The organism is Micromonospora sp. LOL_023 (genome assembly GCF_048060115.1).
Taxonomy (GTDB): Bacteria; Actinomycetota; Actinomycetes; order Mycobacteriales; family Micromonosporaceae; genus Micromonospora_E.
In genome coordinates, this window is sequence record NZ_JBHMIM010000017.1 from 81,631 (window position 1) to 101,627 (window position 19,997).

At 69.7% G+C, this 19,997-nt stretch carries 26 protein-coding genes and 1 riboswitch; of the genes, 12 read left to right on the plus strand and 14 right to left on the minus strand.

The features are described 5' to 3' along the window. Positions 1 to 40 precede the first annotated feature (40 nt). Together ACFHVL_RS11895 and ACFHVL_RS11900 are read left to right on the plus strand one after the other, a co-directional pair. A complete protein-coding gene (locus tag ACFHVL_RS11895) occupies positions 41 to 1,318 on the plus strand; it encodes a hypothetical protein (protein ID WP_416627687.1) in 1,278 nt (425 codons plus the stop codon). A 59-nt stretch (positions 1,319 to 1,377) separates the two neighbouring features. Beyond that, positions 1,378 to 2,370, plus strand: coding sequence for a hypothetical protein (locus ACFHVL_RS11900; RefSeq protein ID WP_416627688.1), 993 nt, complete (start codon positions 1,378 to 1,380; stop codon positions 2,368 to 2,370). Positions 2,371 to 2,412: 42 nt separating this feature from the next. On the opposite strand, the gene ACFHVL_RS11905 is transcribed toward ACFHVL_RS11900, so the two are convergent. Beyond that, positions 2,413 to 4,041: an alpha/beta hydrolase fold domain-containing protein gene (locus tag ACFHVL_RS11905; protein WP_416627689.1), complete on the minus strand. Its 1,629-nt coding sequence runs from the start codon at positions 4,039 to 4,041 to the stop codon at positions 2,413 to 2,415. A 240-nt stretch (positions 4,042 to 4,281) separates the two neighbouring features. On the opposite strand from ACFHVL_RS11905, the gene ACFHVL_RS11910 reads away from it, so the two are divergent. Beyond that, positions 4,282 to 5,049 (plus strand): VOC family protein, encoded by a 768-nt coding sequence (locus ACFHVL_RS11910; protein ID WP_416627690.1) that lies wholly within the window; start codon positions 4,282 to 4,284, stop codon positions 5,047 to 5,049. Here the strand turns inward: ACFHVL_RS11910 and ACFHVL_RS11915 are convergent. The 4 genes from ACFHVL_RS11915 to ACFHVL_RS11930 form a co-directional block, all read right to left on the minus strand. Continuing rightward, on the minus strand, positions 4,954 to 5,811 hold the full coding sequence (locus tag ACFHVL_RS11915; protein WP_416627723.1) for an ABC transporter ATP-binding protein: 858 nt from the start codon (positions 5,809 to 5,811) through the stop codon (positions 4,954 to 4,956). The genes ACFHVL_RS11910 and ACFHVL_RS11915 overlap by 96 nt on opposite strands. 50 nt (positions 5,812 to 5,861) lie before the next feature. After that, the gene (locus ACFHVL_RS11920; RefSeq protein WP_416627691.1) at positions 5,862 to 6,995 is read right to left on the minus strand and encodes a FecCD family ABC transporter permease; all 1,134 of its coding nucleotides are present in this window, start codon (positions 6,993 to 6,995) and stop codon (positions 5,862 to 5,864) included. Position 6,996: 1 nt separating this feature from the next. Next, on the minus strand, positions 6,997 to 7,959 hold the full coding sequence (locus ACFHVL_RS11925) for an ABC transporter substrate-binding protein (protein WP_416627692.1): 963 nt from the start codon (positions 7,957 to 7,959) through the stop codon (positions 6,997 to 6,999). Positions 7,960 to 8,091: 132 nt separating this feature from the next. Continuing rightward, positions 8,092 to 8,160, minus strand: a riboswitch (cobalamin riboswitch). Positions 8,161 to 8,304: 144 nt separating this feature from the next. Beyond that, a complete protein-coding gene (locus tag ACFHVL_RS11930; RefSeq protein ID WP_416627693.1) occupies positions 8,305 to 10,203 on the minus strand; it encodes a M14 family zinc carboxypeptidase in 1,899 nt (632 codons plus the stop codon). A gap of 301 nt (positions 10,204 to 10,504) precedes the next feature. Here ACFHVL_RS11930 and ACFHVL_RS11935 point away from each other — a divergent pair, with 301 nt between their 5' ends. Both ACFHVL_RS11935 and ACFHVL_RS11940 read left to right on the plus strand, forming a co-directional pair. Beyond that, entirely contained in the window at positions 10,505 to 10,885 is a 381-nt protein-coding gene (locus ACFHVL_RS11935; protein WP_416627694.1) for a PPOX class F420-dependent oxidoreductase, read from the plus strand. 135 nt (positions 10,886 to 11,020) lie between these two features. After that, positions 11,021 to 11,281 (plus strand): hypothetical protein, encoded by a 261-nt coding sequence (locus ACFHVL_RS11940; protein ID WP_416627695.1) that lies wholly within the window; start codon positions 11,021 to 11,023, stop codon positions 11,279 to 11,281. Between the two features lie 33 nt (positions 11,282 to 11,314). Here the strand turns inward: ACFHVL_RS11940 and ACFHVL_RS11945 are convergent, their stop codons facing one another. Both ACFHVL_RS11945 and ACFHVL_RS11950 read right to left on the minus strand, forming a co-directional pair. Beyond that, entirely contained in the window at positions 11,315 to 11,680 is a 366-nt protein-coding gene (locus ACFHVL_RS11945; RefSeq protein ID WP_416627696.1) for a GntR family transcriptional regulator, read from the minus strand. Then, positions 11,677 to 12,456, minus strand: a complete 780-nt coding sequence (locus tag ACFHVL_RS11950) for a hypothetical protein (protein WP_416627697.1) — start codon at positions 12,454 to 12,456, stop codon at positions 11,677 to 11,679. The genes ACFHVL_RS11945 and ACFHVL_RS11950 overlap by 4 nt, the downstream gene beginning before the upstream one ends. Positions 12,457 to 12,652: 196 nt before the next feature. On the opposite strand from ACFHVL_RS11950, the gene ACFHVL_RS11955 reads away from it, so the two are divergent. From ACFHVL_RS11955 to ACFHVL_RS11965, 3 genes are all read left to right on the plus strand, one after another. Continuing rightward, entirely contained in the window at positions 12,653 to 12,892 is a 240-nt protein-coding gene (locus ACFHVL_RS11955; RefSeq protein WP_416627698.1) for an AbrB/MazE/SpoVT family DNA-binding domain-containing protein, read from the plus strand. Further along, positions 12,882 to 13,346: a type II toxin-antitoxin system VapC family toxin gene (locus ACFHVL_RS11960; protein WP_416627699.1), complete on the plus strand. Its 465-nt coding sequence runs from the start codon at positions 12,882 to 12,884 to the stop codon at positions 13,344 to 13,346. Before ACFHVL_RS11955 ends, ACFHVL_RS11960 begins: the two co-directional genes overlap by 11 nt. Before the next feature lie 165 nt (positions 13,347 to 13,511). Continuing rightward, positions 13,512 to 13,769 (plus strand): hypothetical protein, encoded by a 258-nt coding sequence (locus ACFHVL_RS11965; RefSeq protein WP_416627700.1) that lies wholly within the window; start codon positions 13,512 to 13,514, stop codon positions 13,767 to 13,769. A gap of 66 nt (positions 13,770 to 13,835) precedes the next feature. Here ACFHVL_RS11965 and ACFHVL_RS11970 read toward each other — a convergent pair whose 3' ends face one another. Both ACFHVL_RS11970 and ACFHVL_RS11975 read right to left on the minus strand, forming a co-directional pair. Further along, positions 13,836 to 14,660 carry an SDR family NAD(P)-dependent oxidoreductase gene (locus tag ACFHVL_RS11970; protein ID WP_416627701.1) on the minus strand — a complete coding sequence of 275 codons (825 nt, stop codon included), beginning with the start codon at positions 14,658 to 14,660 and terminating at the stop codon, positions 13,836 to 13,838. Positions 14,661 to 14,749: 89 nt separating this feature from the next. Next, positions 14,750 to 15,634 carry a LysR family transcriptional regulator gene (locus ACFHVL_RS11975; RefSeq protein ID WP_416627702.1) on the minus strand — a complete coding sequence of 295 codons (885 nt, stop codon included), beginning with the start codon at positions 15,632 to 15,634 and terminating at the stop codon, positions 14,750 to 14,752. Positions 15,635 to 15,826: 192 nt separating this feature from the next. Here ACFHVL_RS11975 and ACFHVL_RS11980 point away from each other — a divergent pair, with 192 nt between their 5' ends. Both ACFHVL_RS11980 and ACFHVL_RS11985 read left to right on the plus strand, forming a co-directional pair. Beyond that, positions 15,827 to 16,261, plus strand: coding sequence for a VOC family protein (locus ACFHVL_RS11980; RefSeq protein WP_416627703.1), 435 nt, complete (start codon positions 15,827 to 15,829; stop codon positions 16,259 to 16,261). Positions 16,262 to 16,418: 157 nt separating this feature from the next. Then, entirely contained in the window at positions 16,419 to 16,712 is a 294-nt protein-coding gene (locus ACFHVL_RS11985) for a VapC toxin family PIN domain ribonuclease (RefSeq protein ID WP_416627704.1), read from the plus strand. Between the two features lie 285 nt (positions 16,713 to 16,997). On the opposite strand, the gene ACFHVL_RS11990 is transcribed toward ACFHVL_RS11985, so the two are convergent. From ACFHVL_RS11990 to ACFHVL_RS12010, 5 genes are all read right to left on the minus strand, one after another. Then, a complete protein-coding gene (locus ACFHVL_RS11990) occupies positions 16,998 to 17,381 on the minus strand; it encodes a helix-turn-helix domain-containing protein (protein ID WP_416627705.1) in 384 nt (127 codons plus the stop codon). A gap of 77 nt (positions 17,382 to 17,458) precedes the next feature. Next, on the minus strand, positions 17,459 to 17,647 hold the full coding sequence (locus ACFHVL_RS11995) for a hypothetical protein (RefSeq protein ID WP_416627706.1): 189 nt from the start codon (positions 17,645 to 17,647) through the stop codon (positions 17,459 to 17,461). Further along, complete coding sequence (locus ACFHVL_RS12000; protein WP_416627724.1) at positions 17,644 to 17,907, minus strand: hypothetical protein; 264 nt, start codon at positions 17,905 to 17,907, stop codon at positions 17,644 to 17,646. Before ACFHVL_RS12000 ends, ACFHVL_RS11995 begins: the two co-directional genes overlap by 4 nt. A gap of 146 nt (positions 17,908 to 18,053) precedes the next feature. Then, on the minus strand, positions 18,054 to 18,323 hold the full coding sequence (locus ACFHVL_RS12005) for a hypothetical protein (RefSeq protein WP_416627707.1): 270 nt from the start codon (positions 18,321 to 18,323) through the stop codon (positions 18,054 to 18,056). After that, positions 18,313 to 18,645, minus strand: a complete 333-nt coding sequence (locus tag ACFHVL_RS12010; protein ID WP_416627708.1) for a hypothetical protein — start codon at positions 18,643 to 18,645, stop codon at positions 18,313 to 18,315. Before ACFHVL_RS12010 ends, ACFHVL_RS12005 begins: the two co-directional genes overlap by 11 nt. A 68-nt stretch (positions 18,646 to 18,713) precedes the next feature. Here ACFHVL_RS12010 and ACFHVL_RS12015 point away from each other — a divergent pair, with 68 nt between their 5' ends. Both ACFHVL_RS12015 and ACFHVL_RS12020 read left to right on the plus strand, forming a co-directional pair. Then, positions 18,714 to 19,574 (plus strand): helix-turn-helix domain-containing protein, encoded by an 861-nt coding sequence (locus tag ACFHVL_RS12015; protein WP_416627709.1) that lies wholly within the window; start codon positions 18,714 to 18,716, stop codon positions 19,572 to 19,574. Continuing rightward, on the plus strand, positions 19,531 to 19,725 hold the full coding sequence (locus tag ACFHVL_RS12020) for a DUF397 domain-containing protein (RefSeq protein ID WP_416627710.1): 195 nt from the start codon (positions 19,531 to 19,533) through the stop codon (positions 19,723 to 19,725). Before ACFHVL_RS12015 ends, ACFHVL_RS12020 begins: the two co-directional genes overlap by 44 nt. The last annotated feature ends 272 nt before the right edge of the window (positions 19,726 to 19,997 follow it).

The following is a 19,997-nucleotide window of genomic DNA, read 5'->3' on the forward strand; positions in this document are numbered from 1 at the left end:
CTGCAGAGAGCCAGATGCTACTTACAGTTCTGAGGACCGCATGACGCAGACGCCGAACCTCGAACGCGACCGCGACCGCGACCGCGACAGTCCGGCCGACCCGGCCGGTGCCACACCGCGATCCGGCCGACACAACTTGGCGGCCGCCCGCCTGCTCACCGCCGCGCTGGCGGCACTGCTGCTCGCGCCGACCCTGATGAGCGTCCGTGGTGACGACAACGCGGGGGAGAACCGCAACCCGGTACCCTTCCCGGAACTGGACTCCGCCACGGTCGCCGAAACCGAGACCTACCGGCAGTTCGACGCGGCGCTGCGGGACCGGCTGACGCTGCGGCGCGAGGTGGTCAAGGCCGTGGGCAGGGCCGGGTACGACGGGCTCGGATCCAGCTTCACCAGCAGCGTCTACGTCGGCGAGGACCGCACACCGTTCTTCACCGAGGACTTCACCAAGCCCTGCCGTACGCCGTTCGACGCCGCGACGGTGGACACGCGGCTACGGGCCTTCGAGCAGATCGCGCACCGCTCGGGCAAGGACGTGCTCTTCGTCGTCGCGCCGGACAAGACCTCCGTGCTGCGCCACAAGCTCGGCTGGCCGGCGGACGCACTGATGGTCTGCGCGGATCCGGTACGGGAGCAGTCCCAAGCCCGCTGGGGCGACGACCACGCCGGTCCGGTGGTGACCCTGTGGTCGCAGTTCGCCGAAGCGGAGCGGGCCGAGCCCGGCCGGGTGTGGCAGTTCGGCGACAGCCACTGGAGCTACCAGGGCGCGATGATGTTCACCCGTGCGGTGCTCGACCGGCTGGTCGTCCGGGGCGGTGTCCCGGAGCAGTTGCGCGACGCACCGGGTGCGCGACAGCTTGCCGACCGGAAGGTGGTGGGCGACCTGTACCCGCTGCTCGGCATCACCCGTGAGGACAACGTGGCGAACTGGGAGGTACGCCGCGCGGGCGTCGCCGTGGAGACCTCGGCCATCACGATGGACTCGGGCCGTACGCAGCACATCCACACCACGAGCGCCCCGGCCGGTACGCCGATGGTGCCCGGCCGGACGCTGGTGGTCTACGACTCGTTCTTCTACGTGGCCGAAATGCAGATGGCACCGTTCTTCGCGCAGCTCGACACGCTGCACTGGGACGATTTCCTGCCGATGGCCCGCAACGGCCAGGTGCCGGAATTCGACCGGGTCATCTTCCAGAGCGTCCAACGGAACTGGCCGCAGCGGACCGTCGACCAGTTACCGGATCCGGTGGTCACCGCCGCGCTCAACGCGGAGTTGGCCAAGCCGGCCAGCCCGTCCGTGGCTCTAGCAGAACGGTGAGCGTCACATCGCCCGCCCCCACCCGGGCCGTAGCGCCCCAGCTGCGGAACAATCGGCAGGTGGGCGACGCGGAGACGACCGGGGACAACCGCGCCGGTGGCGGTGTCCGGCGGGTGCTCGGCCTGCTGATCGCCGTACTGGCGGTCGCGCTGGTCCCGGCCACCGCCGAGCTGCTGCGCCACCGGCTGCCCCACCGGCTGCCGATGCACTGGAACTCCGCCGACATGGTGGACGCGACGAGTTCGCTCACCAACAGCGTCACCGGGTACACGATCGGCGCTGCGGCCGGGGCGGTGCTCGCGGCGGTCGGGGTGCTGCCACTGGGTCTGCGCTGGCGGCTACGCCGCTGGCTGATCACCGTCGGCGCGGCGGCGGCCGGCTTCGTCGCCGGAATCTGGCTCACCATGGTGGCGCTCTCGGTCGACGTGCTGGACCCGATGCAGGCACCGGCGCCGAGTTGGCACATTCCCGCGCTGCTGGTCGGGGTGACCGGCTGGACGGTGCTGGCGTACCTGGTGTGCGGGTCACCGCCGGGGCATCAGGCGGCCACCGGGCGCCCCGCCGCCGAACTGCCCCGTACCCCGCTGCGGCCAGGTGACGCCGGCTGGACCGAGCGGGCCGCCGTGTCCCGGCAGGGGCTGTGGCTGCTGGCCCCGCTGCTGCTGCTGGCCGGGCTGCTCGCGGTCTGGACGAACGTCTGGGTCGCCAGCCCGGTGCTGCTCGCGATGGCACTGCTGGCCATGCTGCTGGTCAACCGACTGACCATCGACCAGCAGGGAATTCACATCGGATTCGGCCCGTGGGGGTGGCCGCGCATCACGGTACCGGCGCGGGAGATCGCCGGCGCCGTCGAGACGACGGTGCGGGTCGGCGAATGGGGCGGCTGGGGCTACCGCCTGAGTCCGGACATGCGCGGACGCGGCCTGATCACCAGGTCCGGCCCCGGCATCCGGGTCGAGCTCTCCGACGGGCGTTACTTCGTCGCTAGCACCAGGGACCCGCGTACGGCGGCCGGCCTGGTCAACACCGTCGCCGACCTCGCCGACCGCTGAACCGGTCGGCTCAGACGCTGGTCGGCTCAGATGCCGGTCGGCTCAGACGCCGGTCGGCCAACCGCTCGACGACTGGCCGGACGGGTTGAAGGCGGTGTGCAGCTCCGCCGCCACTCGGTCCTGGGCCGCCACCGCGACGTCGAGCACCGCCCCCATCCCGAAAAACTCGTGCGGTACGCCGTCGTAGTGGATGTGTTCGACCGGCACCCCGGCCGCCTGTAGCCACCCGGCGAACGCCTGCCCCTGACTGCGCAACGGATCCCGCTCCACGGTGATCACCACCGCCGGTGGTAGCCCGGCGAGCCGCTCGACCGGCAGGTCCAGCAGCGCCACCCGGGGATCGGTCAGCATCTCCGGGCGAGGGAAGGCGTGGCGGGCGAACCAGCTGAGCATCGGCCGGTTCAGCGGTGCCGCGTCGGCGGCGTCCACGCCGGAGGTGTCGTCGATGCCGATCCGGGTCACCGGATAGATCAGCACCTGCAGCAGCGGCAGCCGGTCACCGGCGTCGCGCAGCTGTAGGCAGGTGGCGGCCGCCATGTTGCCGCCGGCGGCTTCGCCGGCGATCGCGATCCGGTCCGGATCGCCGCCGATCTCGCTGGCGTTGGCCAGCAGCCACCGGGTGGCGGCGAGCACGTCGTCGTGTGCGGCCGGGAACGGGTGCTCCGGCGCGTGCCGGTAGTCCACCGCCACCACCAGGCACCGTTCCTTGTTGCACAGTGCCCGGGGCGTGGCGTCGTAGGTGTCCAGACTGCCGACCACCCAGCCACCGGCGTACAGGTAGATCAGCACCGGCAGTCCGGCGGTGGGTGAGGCCGACGTCGGCCGGTACACCCGCAGGGTCAGCCCACCGCCGGGGCCGTCGATGACGTAGTCGAAGACCGAGTCGACCGGCTCCCGTTCGTCCAGGTCACCACGGTCGGTACGGATGCGGGCCACCGCATCGGTCAACGTCGGCTGTCGTCGGGCCTCACCCGGGTCGAGGACCTCGGTGGGCCGTGGACCGAGAGCGGCGAACGCGTCCAGCAGCGCCTGTGACTGCGGCTCCAGCAGCCCGGACGCGTCGGTGGCGACCCAGCCCCGCCGGCCCGAGGTCCGGTCGCGGAGCCGGTCCAGCAGCGCCGCCGGGCCACCCAGTATCCGCCCGCTGCGGGCGTTGTTCGGCACCTGCGGATGCGGGTGCGTCGGGGCCCGGTTCTTCGCGGCGGTGAACTGGGCGCCGATCTCGGCCATCCGCTGCGGTCCGACCGCGTCACGCAGCGCCGGCAGCAGCGTGCCCTCCTGCTCGGTGGCCTGCCGCCGCACGTCGGCGATCAGATGGTCGAGCGCCTCTTCGAAATCCAGGTTGCCGGGCTTGGACCGGTCGATCTCGGCCGCCGCCTCCTTGATCCGTTGCCGGGTGTCCCGGCCCCGGCGGACCAGGTCGGCCGCCACCTCTGCGGGCAGCCCACCGGCGGCCAGCCGGTCGGCGACAGCTGGATCGTCGAGCACCGGGTCCAGGGTCTGCTCCTCGGCGGCCAGGTGCATGGAGATCCGGTACACCACCTGGTCGGCGAGGATCCGTCGGTCGCCGTGGCGGGCTTCCAGACGTTGGAAGAGCCGGTCCAGCAGGATGTGGTCGTCGCTGATCGCGCGGTCGACGTCGCCCGGCAGCATCTCGATCACCCGCACCATCGCTCCCCCTGGTAACTCGTTTCACCACCCGTTCCGGTGCCCTCTCGACTGAGTCGTTACCCGGTGCCGGCGACATGATTCCGACCGGCCCGCCGCCGGTGCGGCGAATGTCTCCGTACCGTTGCTGCGGCGGTGTCGCGACGCCGCCGCTTCGGCGAATGTCGCCCGGCCGCCGCTGGCCGGGTGCCAGGATCGGTCAGCAGGGGTCACCGCCGATCCCAGCAGGAAAGGGAGGAAGCCATGTCCGTCGCCGCGGCCGGGGTGCCCGCCTGGGTGGACCTCGGCACTCCTGACCTGGCCGGCACGGTCCGGTTCTACGGTGAACTGTTCGGGTGGACCGCCGACGTGCCCGGCGAACCGGACGGCGAGGCATACACTCTGTTCCGCAAGGACGACAAGCTCGTCGCCGGTGCCGGAGCGATCTCCCTCGGCGGTCAGCCGCCGACCTGGACCACCTACATCGGCACCCTGGACGCGCAGGCCACCGCGAAGCTCGTCGAATCGGCCGGCGGCACCGTGCTGATGCCGCCGTTCGACGTACTCGATCGGGCCCGGGCCGCCGTCTTCGCCGATCCGGCCGGGGCCAGCTTCGCCGTCTGGCAGCCGTTGGGCATGGCCGGTGCCGAACTGGCCAACGTGCCGGGGGCGCTGTGCTGGAACGAGCTCACCACCCGGGACCCGGAAGGTGCCAAGGAGTTCTACGGCGAGGTCTTCGACTGGGAGGTCCGCGACACGCCGTTCCCGCCGATCATGTACACGGAATGGCTGGTCGAGCAGCAGCCGGTCGCCGGGATGATGCCGATGGTCGGCGAGGACTGGCCGGCCGAGCTGCCCGCGCACTGGATGGTCTACTTCGCGGTCAACGACTGTGACGCGACCGTCGAGCACGCCACCGCGCTCGGCGGCACCGTGTCAGTCGCTCCTACCGACCTGCCGCACGGCCGGTTCGCCGTGCTCCACGACCCGCAGGGGGCGCTCTTCTCGGTGATCCGGATCGCCGGGAACTGACCTGTCGCGGACCGGGACGACCAGTGGGCCGTGCTCCCCGGCGAGGACCCGCACCCGCGCCCGGTAGTACCGGGCCAGGTTCTCCTCGGTGAGCACCTCGGCGGGAGTGCCGTCGGCGACGGCGCGGCCGTCGGCCAGCATCAGCAGCCGGTCGGCGTATTCGCCGGCCACCGACAGGTCGTGCATGGTGGCCAGCACGGTCAGGCCCCGGTCGGACCGCAGCTCGTCGACCAGCTCCAGCACCTCCTGCTGGTGACCGATGTCCAGCGCACTGGTCGGCTCGTCGAGCAGCAGCAACGGCGCGTGCTGGGCCAACGCCCGGGCCAGCAGCACCCGCTGGCGCTCGCCGCCGGAGAGGGTGCTCAGTTGCCGGTGCGCGAACCCGGTCAGATCCAGCCGGTCCAGCACGTCGCCGACCACCGCCAGGTCGGCCGCCGACTCCCGGCCCAACGGCGCGATGTACGGGGTACGGCCGAGCAGCACGTAGTCGGCGACCGCCATGCCGGCCGGCACCACCGGGGACTGCACGACGGTGGCGACGAGCCGGGCCCGGTCGCGGCGACCGAGCCGGGCGATCGGCGTACCGAACAGGTCGAGCGTGCCGGTGGCCGGCAGCAGCCCGCCGACCGCCCGCAGCAGGGTCGACTTGCCGGCACCGTTGGGGCCGATCGCCGCGACCCACTCGCCGGCGGTCACGGTCAGGTCGACGCCGTCGAGCACCGGCGTGCCGCCGAGGCGGACCCGCAGGTCACGCGCCTCGATCACCGTGGGTGCCCCGGCCGGCGGCGCACCGGTGCCGGTCGATGGTGGCGTCACAGCGCCACCGCCCGGCGGGCGGTACGCAGCACCAGCACGAAGAACGGGGCGCCGAAGAAGGCGGTGACCACGCCGATCGGGATCTCCGCCGGCGCGGCGACCGTGCGGGCCACCACGTCGGTGACGGTGAGGAAGGCGCCGCCGAGCAGCATCGACAGCGGCAGGATGACCCGGTAGCTGCTGCCGGCGACCAGCCGGACCAGGTGCGGCACGATCAGCCCGATGAAGCCGATCAGCCCGGACACCGACACCGCCGCCGCCGTGCCCAACGACGCGGCGCCGAGCAGCAGGTAGCGGGACCGCTGCGGGTGCAGTCCGAGGCTGGCCGCCTCCTCGTCGCCGACCGAGAGCACGTCGAGCTCGCGGCGGTGGGCCAGCACCACGACGGCGGTGATCAGCGCGTACGGGCCGATCAGCCGGACCTCGTGCCACCCGTCGGCGGCGAGCCGGCCCAGCAGCCAGGAGTAGACCTCCCGGATGGTGTCCACGTTGCGTTGCAGCAGGTAGGTCTGGCCGGCGGCGAGGAACGCCGACACGGCGACCCCGGCCAGGATCAGCGTCGCGGTGGAGCGGTCCCGGCCGCCGGCGGCACCGAGCAGGTAGGTCAGCCCGACGGCGCCGATCGCGCCGACGAAGGCGGCCAGCGGCACGGTGACCGGCAGCCCGGTCAGCACGCCGGTGCCCGGACGCAGCGCGATCACCGCGGTCACCGCCAGGCCGGCACCGGCCGCCACGCCGAGCAGGTGCGGGTCGGCCAACGGGTTGCGGAAGACTCCCTGGTAGCAGCCGCCGGCGAGCGCCAGCATGCCGCCGACCAGCAGCGCCAGCACCACCCGGGGCAGCCGCAGCTGGGTGACGATCGCCGCCTGCCGCTCGGTGAGTCCACTGTCGAGCTTCATGCCGGGAAGCAGGTCGAGCAGTTCGACGGCGACCGCCAGCGGTGGCAGGCTGGCCGGGCCGAACGCCAGCCCGGCGACGACCGCCAGCACCACGGCGACGACGGCGCCGGCGAACCAGCCGACGGTCAGGCCGGGCCGTCGACGGGCCGCCGACGACGGCGACGGCGCCGGCCCTGGCCTGCCGGGCCGCCGACGGGCCGCACCGGCCAGCGGGCCCGCCGTGTCTGACATATCAGGACACTGCGGCGTCGACCGCGTCGACGATCGCCCGGATCAGGTCGACCACCCGGGGCCCCCAGCGGGAGGCGATGTCGTCGTTGAGCTCGACGACCTGACCGGCCTGCACGGCGGTGATGGTGGACCAGCCGGCCCGCTGCGCCACCGTCTGGGCGTTCTGCTGGCAGCACAACGTGTCGGCCAGGAAGATCAGGTCCGGGTCGGCGTCGATCAGCGCCTCGGCGGACAACTGCGGGTAACCGCCGGCCTCCCCCTGCGGGTCGGCCGGGTCGGCGACGTTGGTCAGGCCGACCATGGCGAACAGCGAGCCGACGAAGGTCTGGCTGGTGACCGTGTAGAACGTCGGGTCCAGCTCGTAGTAGTAGCTCAGCGGCTCGGCCAGCTCCGGCGCGTCGGCGACCAGCTTGTCGATCTCCGACCGCATCGTCCCGACCAGGTCGGCCGCCGCGTCGGGGTGCCCGGTCAGCGCACCAAGTTCGGTGAGCTGGCGGTACGTGTCGTCCAGGGTGACCGCCGCGTCGGCCAGGTACACCGGGATCGACAGGCGGGTCAGCCCGGCGACGACCCCGTTGGTGTCACCGGAGAGCACCACCAGGTCGGGCTCGTAGGTGGCGATCGCCTCCGCGTTCGGGGTGAACCCGGACAAGTCGGTGGTCGGTGCCTCGGCCGGATAGTTGGAGTTGTCGTCGACGGCGGTGACCTGGTCACCGGCCTCGATCGCGAAGAGCATCTCGGTCGCGGTCGGCGACAGCGAGACGATCCGCTCCGGGCGTACGTCGAGGGTCAGTTCGCCGACGGTGACCGGGAAGCTGGCCGCAGCCTCCGGGCTGAGGCCGGGCTGCGCGTCGTCGGACCCGTCGGATCCGGCCTGGCCGCAGCCGGCGAGGGCGAGGGTGACGGCGGTCGCGACCGCTGCGGTACGCAGCATCGCCGGCCGCAACGGGTGGGGTGTCCTCATGGTCTGGTCCTCCTGTCGGTCGAGGGGTGCTGCTTCGCCGACAGGTCGGGGTGGTGGTGCTGGGCCGGCCCCGGCCAGGTGACGAGGCGCCCTTCCTCGAGAGCGCGGTTCTCGCGACAACGCCGTAGGCGACCTGGCTCGCCGCGGTCGTGAGTCGACCGGGGCATCACAGTTGCGGGACAGCGCCGGGTTCGCACCGGCTTCGCTACGGGGCGGTCGGTAGCACGGTAACCCACCGGGGCCGCATCGCGGACATCCCGACAGCTCAGGGCCGCCGTACGGTGATGTTCGCCGCACGACGGCCCTGGGCCGGTGGTCCGGAGCTGGTGTGTCAGAGCTGGCGTGTCAGGACCTGGTGATCGTCACGTTGTCGATGGCCGCCTCGACCAGGCTGGCGGTGGACTCGTCCGCCGCCTGGACCAGGATGCGCACCGACTGACCCGCGTACGGGGTCAGGTTGTAGCTGCCGGTCGACCAGGAGCCGTAGCGGTTGCTCGCCGCGCCGGCCTGGTTGAACAGCGTGGTGGTGCCGCCGCTGTGCACGACGCTGACCCGGAAGTAGTCGGCCGACGACGAGTTGTTCAGATGGGCGAGATACCAGGCGAGCGACAGGGTGAGTGTGCCGCTCGACGGCAGCGAGACCGCCGGCGACTGGGCGCTGGTGACGCCGCCGTCGATGTCGTACGTTCCAGCGGAGCTGCCGGCCAGCCGGCCGGTCACCAGGCTGTTGCTGCCCTGGTACGCGGTCAGCTGCAAGGCACCGCCGGAGCTGGTCGCCTGGGCCACGCCCCGCTCCCACTGCCCGGTGCTGGCGCTGTCCGAGCCGCTCGGGTCGGTGGTCCAGCCGGTCGCCGTCTCGAAGGTGTCCGACCAGACGGTGGTGCCCGGCGGGTCGACAGGGCCGCCACCGCAGTACTGGGACTCCTTGCCGATCGCCCGGTACGGGCAGTCTGCGTACTCGCTGAGCATCAGCACCGCGTCCCGGTTGCGGGTGGTCTCCCGGGTGATCACCGAGGCCGGCGGGTAGAAGCCGCCGCCGGCGGCACCGCTGGGGTACAACTCGAAGGTGTACGCCCAGATTCCGTGCTGCGCCCACATCCAGTCGATGCTGCTGCCGTCGGTGATGTACAGGTCCGACGACTGCTCGGGGGTGTATCCGTTGGTGGCCGCCATCTGACCACCGATCGTGGCGAAGGTGTTGTACTGGTCGGCGGTCATCCCGGTGGTGGTGTTGGCCGTGGTGTGCCCGAACGGCCAGAGCACCAGCTCCGAGTAGGTGTGGAAGTCGATGTTGGCCTTGATCTGCTGCGTGCCGCCGACGACCCGGCTGTTGACGAAGTTGCGCAGCGCCTGGGTCTCCGGCGCGGAGAACGCCGACGGGCCGCGGTAGGTGTCCGACGACGGGGAGCCGGAGGATCCGCCGCAGCAGCCCCACAGGTAGCCCCAGTTACGGTTGAGGTCGGTGCCGACGAACGACGAACCGCTGTTCGGCTGCCGGTTCTTACGCCAGGACCGGTAGGAGCCGGTGGCGATGTCGTACTCGCTGCCGTCCGGGTTGACGCTCGGGATGATCCACAACTCGCGGTTGTTCACGATGTTGGTGATTCGCGAGTCGCTGCCGTAGCTGTCGGTGAACAGGTTCAGCAGGTAGATCGCCATTTCGACGGTCAGGTGCTCGCGGGCGTGCTGCTGCGAGTTGAACACGATCTCCGGCTCGTTCTCGTCGGTGGCGACGTTGTCGGAGATCTTCACCGCCATCAGGTCCCGGCCCTCGTACGACGTACCGATGCTGACCTTGCGGGCGATGGTCGGGTGGTCCGCGACCACCTTGTTCACCGCGGCGGTCATCTCCGCGTAGTTGTGGTACGCCGAGTCCGACGGCGGGAAGTCTAGGGCGCCCACGTCGCCGGGCTCGGTGACCGGGGCGCGTACCGCCTCGACGTCGAAGCCGAGCGTCTGGATCGCCTTGACCTCGTTGCGGGTCGCGGTGATGTTGAGGACGCCGTGTTCGATGTAGTCGATGGCGGCACCGGTCTTCGCCACCGCGTCGCGGTCGGCGAAGGTACGCGGCCCGAGGACCCGGTACGGGCCGGCGATCGAGTCGCGGTCGACACCGGCCGGCTTGGGATCGGCGGATACCGGGCCGGTCACGATGGCGAAGAGCCCGACGACAGTGGCGACGAGCAGGACGGTGGTCCTGCGCCACGAGCCGGGGCTGTTCGCAGTTGGTGGGCGGAATCGCATATGGACCTCCTGGGGGTGGGGAGGACTTCGCTAGTGTGCACAACTGCACCACCTGTCACATGGTCATATCAATATCCATTACGCTCAGTTCCATGCCAAGCTGATCATCATGTGGTCGGAATACTTCGCGTAAGGGACAGATCGCGGGGAGAAACCGCAGGCCGAGCTCACCCCGGCCATGGTCGCCACCTGCCGAACCAAGGGCCACCTGGAGCGGGCGGCCCGCCAGAGCCCACAAACGCCCCGGACCACAGACTCGACCTTGCGGACGCTGGCGGGCGCGAGTCGCTACGCTCGCCCGGTGACTGTGGCCGATGAGATCACCCGAAGCCGGTACGTCAGTCTGACCACCTACCGCAAGGACGGCACCCCGGTGCCCACTCCGGTCTGGCACGTACCGCACGGTGGCGAACTCTGGATCGTGACCGAAGCGGGCTCGGGCAAGGTCAAGCGGATCCGGAACGACCCGCAGGTGCGGGTGCAGCCGTGCTCCTTCCGCGGGGCGGTGGCACCGGACGCGCCGAGCGTGACGGGAACGGCCCGGTTGCTCGACGACACCGGGACGGCACTGGCCCGCAAGCTGTTGGCCCGGCGGTACGTCATGTCACGGGCGGGGAACTGGTTCGCTCGCCTGCTGCGGCTCCGCCGCCCGCCGTTGGTCGGCATCATCGTGTCGTTCTGATCGCCCCGGGCCCCGGTCACGCGCCACTCTGATCTTCCCTCGCACCAACCCCTGTGAGATGATCCCATCGCCACACGTCGATACATGAGGCACCCGGAGAACCTCGACGAGTGCCCCGACCCGATGGGAGTACCTATGCGAAGACTGACCACACTGCTGGTGGCGTTCCTGATCGCCATGGGCGGCCTGTTCGCGACCACCGCCGTCCCGGCGTCGGCGGACTACCCGGATCCTTCGGGCGGCACGCTTCGCAACGTCTACAGTGACCTGCAGTTCTGCCACTGGGTCGGTTCCTCCGGGGTACAGAACGGCACCTGGAGTTCCTACCTCTGCCAGTACCGCCAGTACGGCAGCGGCCCGAACTCCGTCCTCTACTTCTTCTGGACGTTCGACTAGCGGATGGTCCAGGGTCCTGGGGAGCTCCACGATTCACGGTGTCGATGGATGACCCAGGGCCGCTCGGACGATCCGGACCGCCTCGGCGGGGTCGATGCCGGCCCTGGCGACAACCGTCGCGTAGTCGTGGGCGGCCCGGCGGGCCTGCTCCAATGCCTGTTCGCCACCGGCCGAGACGAACGAACCGGCCCGCCCACGGGTCTCGATCAACCCGGCCTCCTCCAATTCCCGGTACGCCCGACCGACGGTGTTCACGGCGAGACCGAGGTCGGCAGCGAGCCGGCGGACCGTCGGCAGCCGGGTGCCGACGGCGAGCGACCGCTCCTGAATCTGCCGGGCGAGCTGGGCCCGGAGCTGCTCGTACGGCGGCGTCGGCGAGGCGGCGTCGATGACGATCATCGGACGATCATGGCCTGCCGTGCGGTCACCCCGACAGCCATGGTCCGGGTCTGGACCAGACCGAACGCGACGGCACCGGCCACGACGAGTCCGACAGCGACCGCGTTCCACCAGCCCAGCGACTCGCCGTACAGGAAGATGGCCGGCAGCGACCAGACCAGGCTGGGGGTGACGAGGGCGCGCGCGTCCTCGACCCGCATGACGACGTCTGCCGTGAGCGAAGCCTCGTCCTCGGCGACGGCCGGGCTGGTCAGCACCTGACGCAGCTGCATGATCATGCCGGCGCCGGCACCGACGAGGCCGATCAACACGACAGCGGCCCCGGCCCGCAGCACCGGGTCGGAAACCGGCAGTACGCTCACCGCGAGCGCCAGCGCACCGGTGTAGGCGGCGACCGTGAAGACGGCGTACGGTCGGCCGAGCACCGCCGGCCAGCCGAACCCGACCGGGTGGGCCACCCGCCGGGGCAGTTGCGCGCCGGCTCGCCGGTCGACGCGGCGGACCCATTCGCGGAGCAGCCACTGCACCACCAGCATGCCGACCACCAGCGCGGTGAGCACCAGCAACGGCAGCCAGGAGTACGCCGTGTCGGTGGCCCGGCCCGTCGCGTGGGTGAGTGCCGCGCCGATCAGGAACGCGGCCAGCAGGATGTCGCCGACGAGCCTGGCCCGCCGTCGCACGGCTAGCCGCCTCGCCAGCAGCGGCGTCGGCTCGGCCCCGGTCAGACCGTGCCGGTCCAGCCACTGCCTGGTCTCGCTGTGCTCTGCCTGGCGCATCGCCACCACCTCCATAGTCGCAAGCTTTGTCTTACAACCATGAGTCATAACATGCGACAAAGTCAAGTCAGTCAGGGGTTGACCTCGACCCCCGCCCTGCGACTGGAACCCAGGGGAGGGGAGGAAGCCCCTCGCAGCCCTGAACCCAACCGCTAGTATTACGTAGTACAAGTAATACGTGACACATGGAGGCACGGTGAAGCTGAACAGCAAGGGTCAGGTGACCATCCCTGCGCCGCTGCGCGCCAAACACGGCCTGCATGAAGGCGACGAGATCGAGGTCGTCGAGGAGGGCGGCGCGCTGCGAATCGTGCGGGTCGACGGCGCCCTCTCCAGAGGACAACGGCTTGTGCGGCATCTACGCGGGCAGGGCACCGCACGCGAGACGCAGGGCATGACCACGGACCAGCTCATGGAGTTGCTGCGTGGCGAATGAACGGCTCCGGGCGGTGCCCGAGAGGCATTCGAACGGGACCGCCACCCTGGTCGACTCCAACGTCCTGCTCGACATCCTCACCGAGGATCCGACGTGGTCACAGTGGTCCGGTGCAGCGCTCGCCGCCGCCCGCGACGCAGGCATGCTCGTGATCAACCCGATCGTGTACGCCGAGATCTCGGTACGGTTCGACCGCATCGAGGATCTGGACGAGGTCATCCCGGCATCGGATTTTCTCCGTGAACAACTGCCCTACCCTGCGGGTTTCCTGGCAGGGAAGGCATATGTCAAGTACCGCAGGCAGGGTGGCACCAAGAGCTCGCCGATCGCCGACTTCTACATCGGCGCCCATGCGGCAGTATGCGGCTATCAGCTCCTCACCCGGGACTCCGCCCGGTACCGCAGCTACTTCCCCAGGCTGGCCGTGGTCGCCCCCGACTCGTCGCAGGCATAACCGAGGTCATGCCGCTCGCCGTCCGCGAGCTGGTGATGTGTCTGCGGCGCCCAAGCCTTCCCCTGGGCCAGCCACGATGGCATCATGAAATTGTCATACGTCGATCTCGTGATGCCTGGAGACAGGCGGATGATCGGCGAGTGCCCCGACCCTATGGGAGGATGCATGCGAAGACTGACCACCCTGCTGGTGGCGTTCATGATCGCCATGGCCGGCCTGTTCGCGACCACCGCCGCCCCAGCCTCGGCGGACTACCCGGACCCGCCGGGTGGCACGCTCCGCAACGTCTACAGTGATCTGAGCTTCTGCCACTGGTACGGCAACTACGGGATCCAGAACGACCTGTGGAGTTCGTACCTCTGCCAGTACCGCGCGTACGGCAACCCGCCCAACGTCTACTACTTCTTCTGGACGTTCGAGTAGCAGGTGGCTCCTGGGGAGGCTCCACCGTGGGGCTACGGTCTGCCCCCAGCAACGCCCCCACCCACGTCAACCGGGCGTGCGAGACGGGGGGCGGCGAGCGGGGTCGAAGACGCGGGCCATCATCAGGGCGGCCCGGCGCCGACTCACGAATCGGCTCACGAGCACGCCGAGCCGGTTGCCACCGCCGTCAACGACGATCGGGCCCGGATCCCGGAGCTCAAGGTGGCGCAGCGCGGTCGCGACGACGTCCTCTGCGGCCCGCACCTTCCCTGCGGTCAGCACCGCCGCGTCCGGACCCATCCCGGCCGTGAAATCGGTGCCGGTGGCTCCGGGGGCGACAGCGAACACCGTCAAGCCGGTGCCACGCAGCTCCGTCCATAGTGATTCGGTGAAGCTGAGCATGAACGCCTTGGCAGCGCTGTAGACGGCCATCCGGGGAGTCGGGAAGTACGCGGACACGCTGGCAAGGTTGATGATGAAGCCGTTGCCGGCACCCGTCAGCTGCGGCATGAAGGCCGCTGTCAGCGCGACCGGTGCCATCACGTCAACGGCGACCTCGGCGGTCGACTGAGTTGGGTCCACATCGGCAAACAGGGCGAAGGAGCCGATCGCGGCATTGTTGATCAGGCTTGTCACCTCGACGCCCCGCTCGGCGACCACTCGGCGGATCTCGGTCGGCGCAGCGGGACTGGACAGGTCCGTGGGGACGACCTCGATTCGTACATCAGCAGTGCGGCGCAGCTCGTCCGCGATCGACGCCAACCGGTCGGCGCGCCGCGCGACCAGCACGAGGTTCGCGCCGCGTACGGCCAGCGCCCTGGCGAAGGCGGCACCGATCCCGGAGCTCGCCCCGGTGAGCAGAACGGTCTGTGAGCGGTAGTCGACAGGCATACGACCAGCCAACGTCCTGCCGGCGGCCGTGTCCAAGACCCGTTTCGCACCCCGTCATGCGGCAGGCGCATGACGATCGGGACCCGGGGTCAGCCAACGAGGAGCCGCTCAGCGGAGCGGGCGAACTCAGCGACGAGCGGGTTGGTGTCCCCGGCGCGGTTGGCGATGACGACCCGGCAGGGTTCGACCTCGTCGATCGGAACGGTGACCAGGTCTGGACGTAGGCTGAACCGCCGGTCACCGGCCGGGACGACGGCGATGGCACTGCCGTCGGCGATGGCTTCGAGCTTGTCGTCGTAGGTGTCGGCAAGCGACGGACCGAGCTGGGCGGGACTGCCGTCCGGGCGGGGTTCGAGCCGCCAGAAGCCGGTCCAGTCGGCGCCCATGCCGGTGCAGCCGACCAGCGGTTCCGCGGCGATGTCCGCGACGGTCACCGACTCCTTTCCGGCCAGCCGGTGCGCGGCGGGCACGACCAGGACCCGGGGTTCGTCGTAGAGGACGGTCACGTCGAGGTCGTCGGCCGGGACCGGCAGCGGCGTACGGATGATCAGGGCGTCGACCTGCCGGTTGAGCAGTGCGTCGGCGTCCCGGGTGTCGAGGTGGCGGGTACGGACGTGGGCGTCGGGAAACCGGTGGCGCAGGTCGCGTACGGCGGGTGTGACGACCAGATCGTCGACGTACCCGATGGTGATGGTGTGCTCCGGCGCCGCCGCCCGCGCGGTGAGCACCGCCTGCTGAGCGCCGTGCAGGAGCTGCTGGGCGCGCGGCAGGAACGCTGCACCGGCGGCGGTGAGCCGGCTGCCCTGGGTGGTGCGCTCCAGCAGGCGTACGCCGAGGGCGTCCTCCAACCGCTGGATCTGCCGGCTCAGCGAGGGCTGCGCGACTCGGAGCTGCTCGGCGGCGCGCGCGAAGTTCAGCTGCTCGGCGACCACCGTGAAGTATCGGACCAGCCGCAGATCCAGATTCGGGAGCACGCCACCAGCCTACCCGTCATGCGTTTCCTGCATGACGACGTGTGAAACGGTCCGCTGGAACCATCGACATCGGCGGCCACTTCGACGAATGGCGCAAACACCGGGACACGGCTGGGCGTGCAGTCCGGACGCTGCGCGTCTGGTACGGCGGGCCGGGCGGCGGGCGGCCGACACCGTGACTATCGTGAGCCGATGGCGTCGGTCAAACAGTTCCAGGTCACCTTCGACTGCGCGGATCCGGAGCGCGTCGCCCGGTTCTGGTGCGAGGTGCTGGGGTACGTCGTACCGCCGCCGCCACCGGGCTTCGCCAGCTGGGACGAGTTCAGCCGGGCGCTGCCGCCCGATCGGCAGGGCTCGGCGTTCGCCTGTATCGACCCGTCCGGGGTCGGCCCGCGACTGTTCTTCCAGCGGGTCCCCGAAGGCAAGACCACCAAGAACCGGGTGCACCTCGACGTACGGGTCGGCACCGGGCTCGTGGGCGACGAGCGCCTGGCCGCGCTTGAGGCCGAATGCACCCGACTGGTCGCGCTGGGCGCGGCACGCGTGCGACTGCTGACCGCCGACGGCTTCAACGAGTCCTGTCTCGTGATGCGCGACGTCGAGGGCAACGAGTTCTGCCTCGACTGACCACATACCTCCGGGACATCCTCGAACGTGAGTTCCGCGCTGAGCGGAACAAGCATCTCTTCGACAACCTGGCAACCCACCGGGGTCTCAGCCTCGACGTGGACGACGTGGTAGACCTCATCCGCGCCGGACGTGAGGGTGATCGCCGGGACGATTCGTGATCGTTGTCGATGCCAACGTGATGGTGCTCGCCCTGGCAAGCCCGACCGGTCAGGGCGCTGCGGCGCGCGCCGCCCTGACATCTGACGATCTCTGGTTCGCTCCGGCGCACATGCCATTTGAGGTGATCCGTACCCTACGCAAGGCAGTCGTCGGCGGTCAGCTTGCAGTGCCGGACGCACACGCGGCGTTCGCTGCCCTGATGGCAGCCGAGATCACCTATACCGGGGCAACCGATACCCTGTTACAGAATGCCTGGGGTCTACGCCACAACGTGTCGGCTTACTGCTGAACAGGTCGTCCCACACGTACAAGTGCTGATTCCCTGACCCCGGCTGGTCGCGCTGGGCGCGGCTAGAATTCTGGTCTATGACAACGTTGGCGCTGTCCGAGGCGAAGGCCAGACTCTCCCGGTCGCCGACGAGGTCGCCCGTACTCACGACCGGGTCAACCCCGGCGATGGCGATGATCTCCTGATCGGCCGCGTAGAGCAGATAGTCACGCAGGACCCGGGAGTAGAGCACGTTCGCGTCGGCGAGGACGACCCGGATCAGATCGGCCTCGCCAGCGGTGCTGCTCATCCGGTCAGACCGAGTTCGTTCTGCACGGCGGCCCGCTCGACCATCGCCTCGCGCCGCCGCTCACGCTCTGCCTCAAGGAACGCCCTGATCGAGGAGACCCTGATGCGGTGGTGGGTGCCGACCCTGCGGGATTCCAGTAGTCCTCGGTCCATCAACTTCCGAACCTGTGGGCGTGACATCGCCAACAGGACCGCGGCCTCGGTCGGGCTCACTTCGGAGTTCGCCGGCGAAACGACGATCTCCTCGCCACGCGCCCGGGCGTCGACCAGCCTCGACACCAACTCGGCCGTCTCCCTCGACAACGCCACGTTCACCTCGCTGCCCGGCTCGGCAAGGGCACGATGAAGAGCCTCGGCGTCACGCATCAGCAGATCCGTCACGACAGCCTCCTCAACTGATCTAACTGTTCCAACTGCAGCAAGTGCAGCGGCCCAGACCCGGCCCGCCGTACTTTCCGCTACCCGTCTGCGCTCAGGCCGATACGACGGCTGGCCGTGCCCCGCAGCGGCCGACCGGTCGGGCAGGCTGGGCAGGTCAGGGTACGTCCGCAGCCGGGGCACCGGTGCCGGTGCCGACACAGGCTGAACCCGGCCGCCGCGCCGACCAGCAACGCGACCACCGCGGCGAGCACCACGGCGACCATCACGACACTGCCTGGAACTGCCGCGACTGCCAGTCCCGCAACGCCTGCTTGATCCGGATGTTCTCGTCCCGGGTGGCCGCCAACTCGGCCCGCAGGGCGGTCAACTCGTCGGCGACGACGTGCAGGAAGTCGCGTACCTCCGTCGGGTCGCAACCGCGCCGGGTGCGCTGGGCGAACCAGCGGTCGCGAACCAGGCCGGGGCTGATCGACGGCCGCGCCGGACGGCCGTAGTAGTGGCCGACGGCGTTCGGGCTGCGGCGCACCGGCGGACGCGACGCGGCGACGGACCGGGTCGGCGGCCGGGTCTGGTCGGCGAGGCTGGCGAGCAGCCGGGACTGCCGCCGGGTACGCCGGGGAAACAGCACAAGGTAGAGAAGTCTGCGCATGATCAATTCATCCTTTCGAAAATTCACGGGTACGCGGTGATCACAGGTCGGCCGTCGCGTTCGACGACTCCTGGTCGCCGCAGGGCGTGTTTGTGCACCGACAGCAGCATCATCTGGCCGGCGCGGGGGCCGCTGACGAAGGTGCCCATGATCGCAATCATGGTCACGTGTGGAATGTCGTGACCGTGCCGCAGATGCGACACCCTGATGACGACCGCACTGTCGCCGTACGCCCAGTCGTCGGCCAGCAGGTGCAGCACATCACCGATCTTGATCAACGGTTCATCGGACAATTTCGCACCACCCCTCATCTCCGCCGAAACTGCTGCCGTTGACGCCGCTGCCGTCACCGTCGGCCTGCTGGTGCGGGAACTCCGGTGGCGACAGCCCGGCGACGGTGAGCACGGTCCGGATTCGGCGGGCTCGCGACACGTCGCGCCGGTCGAGGATCGCCAACGCCATGGTGAACGGCGCGCAGAACGCCACCGACCCGCACACTGGGCACTCGCCGATCCGCAGCGGCAGATGCTTTTCGGCGGTCTCCTGCGCATGCCGCAACACCCGCCCGGCATCGACGTCGGTATCGACGCCAGCGGGCCCCACCCTTTTGATCATCGAATCCACCTCCACTTTCTGCTGCTAGCAAATCCACCCTGGACGCGCACCCTCACTTGGCGGAAGATGTGGGCACAGCACTTGCCGACCACAGACCTGAGGGGAACGCCAAGTTGTCCGACACAAACGACTTTCGACACGCTCTGCGCCGTGAACGACTGGCTCACGGCTTGTCGCAGGATGCACTTGGAGCCCAGGTGTTCGTGAGTGGCTCTCAGATCGGCAACTACGAGGCTGGAAGGTCAGTCCCACCGTCGGAAGTTGTGCAGGGCCTGGATGCATCTCTTGACACAGGAAAGGAGCTGCAGGAGCTCGCAGACAAGGCCCGAGGCGAAGCCGTGGCCCCATGGCTCCGGTCCTGGAAGGAGAACGAGGAGCGGGCGGTCATCCTTCGCACGTTCCAGCCCAACCTGATTCCTGGCCTGCTTCAGACGGAGGAGTACGCCCGCACGGTGATCGCAGCCGGTCCGCACAGCCCTCTCCAGATCGAGGAGATGACCAGGGAACGCATGGAGAGGCAGGTCAAGACGCTGGAGCGCCCGGACCCGGTAACGATGACCGCAGTCCTCGGAGAAGCGGCCCTACATCACGGCGGCATGCGGATGATGCAAGATCAACTGAGGCACCTGATTGACGTAGGCCGGAGGCCAAACGTACACGTCCGGGTGATCCCGTTCTCTGCAGGCGTCCACGCTGGGCTCACCGGCGCTTTTGCCATCGCCACTCTTCCGGACGGATCGCCGGTGGTATATCTCGATACCCTGGTTGAGGGTGAGGTCGGCACCAGGATGAAGGACGTGCACTACGCGGCAACTGTCTGGGAGGCCATCTGTGCGCGAGCGCTACCCTGTGATCTGTCCCGCGACCTGATCCTGAGGGTGATCCATGAACATGAGCGACGCACCAAAATGGCACAAGAGCACCCGTAGCGGCAGCAATGGTGGCGACTGCGTCGAGGTCGCCGACAACCTGCCGGGCCGGGTGCTGGTCCGCGACAGCAAGGACCGCACCGGCGGCACCCTCACCTTCGGCCCGACCGCCTGGTCGACCTTCGTCACCCAGGTCGGCACCCACCGCTGACCACCGCTGGCGCTGGCCACTCCCGGCGCAGACCACGAGTGCACCCTCGGGCCTGTCCTCGCCAACCCGGGCAGGTCCGGGGGGGGTCGCGCCGAGCTGCTGGCCGGACACCCGGACGCGCAGTCACGTGCATGATGCCCGGTCAAGCATGAGCGGATGCTCACTGAACGGCTTCGACCCCTCCAACCGCTGATGCGGCGCGTGGCGGCAGGTTCAGATACCGACGCCGTGATTCGGCGACGCCGCTTCGAGTGGAGGGCTCAGGGACGTTA